General features: G+C 29.6%; 1 protein-coding gene. It reads right to left on the bottom strand.

Annotation, left to right across the window (positions count from 1 at the left end; all coding sequences use genetic code 11):
- Window positions 1–1,064 (bottom strand): UPF0236 family transposase-like protein (locus tag CLLI_RS02995; protein WP_106062773.1); only part of this gene is annotated, 1,064 nt, incomplete at its 3' end.
- Window positions 1,065–1,209 lie beyond the last annotated feature (145 nt).

Genomic DNA, 1,209 nt, shown 5'->3' with positions numbered 1-1,209 from the left:
CTATATGGTATTAATCCTATTTTATTATCAAAAAGATATGTATATAGCTTTTCCAACTTCTTAAACTTATTTTCATCATCGGTGTATTTAACCATTAACTTTGTAAGGTATTCAAAACTTTCTTCCACCTGTCCATCATTCAGCATTTTCATTAGTTTATGAGCTTCCTTTTTGTCTTGGATATTTCTTAATACAGCCTGGCTCTTATGAAATGGATCTAATTGAAAATATACTCCCTCATCTTCTATACTTTGTTTTATCCATGATGCTCCATCTCCATTTAAAATTCTTACTTTTATTTCATCTGTATTATATACTTCTGCAATAGTAGCATCACTAAGTTCTTTGAATTCTTTGCCGGTACCAAAACTGGCACATGCTATTTTGTTTTCAACCACATAAGCGTCTTTACTGCCATTTCTTTTTTTCCATCCTTCATAGGTTATTCCAAGCTTAAGTTCTTTCTTTTTTGATTTACCTCTCTTAGGTCTATCTTTTCCTTGCATATTTAGCCATATTCCATCCTGTTCTTGAAACAAAACATTAACTTCTTTCGACCCTTTTAACTTTCCTTTTTTATTTAATAATATTTTTCTTTCTTCTTTTTCCTCTATTTTAGAACCTAATTTTTGTACTACGTTCCATACTGCCGTATGGCTGATTTTCTGGTTTGTTAACTCTTCGATATTACTAGAAGTATTTCTATAAGATACATTAGTTACATTATCAACTATCTTTTCTACCAAATTACTTGATATATGACCTATTGTGTCCATATGTAAATATTCATCTAACAAAAACTTATAAGCTTTTTTCCCATCATCTGTTTTAAATTCATATATACGTCTTTCAAACTCTACGTCTCCCATAATAGTCTTTACGCAAGTAGATCTTAACCCTTTATTTCTATAAATTTTAGTATCCCTTTCATCCATCAACCTTCGGTCTAGGCGCATTAGCACCTCTTTTAAAAGCCTGCATGCCTCATCACATACATATTTATATATTTTTTTCTCCAAATCCTTGAAAGTTATCTTTTTATCATTTAAACTTAAGTCATACATAATATCACCCATTTCTTGTATAGTAATATCAACTTACATTATAATGGATTTTTTATGTATGTGGGAGATACTTTTTGTATCTCCTTTTAATTTTTTAAGCAGTAATTATTACTACTTTTGCCTACTAAAATTATACTCTAAGTCA

It is taken from the genome of Clostridium liquoris, from assembly GCF_002995785.1.
GTDB classification, from domain to species: Bacteria; Bacillota; Clostridia; order Clostridiales; family Clostridiaceae; genus Clostridium_AO; species Clostridium_AO liquoris.
The sequence above is the reverse complement of the archived record's forward strand: the minus strand, read 5'-3'. Positions and strand labels throughout refer to the sequence as shown.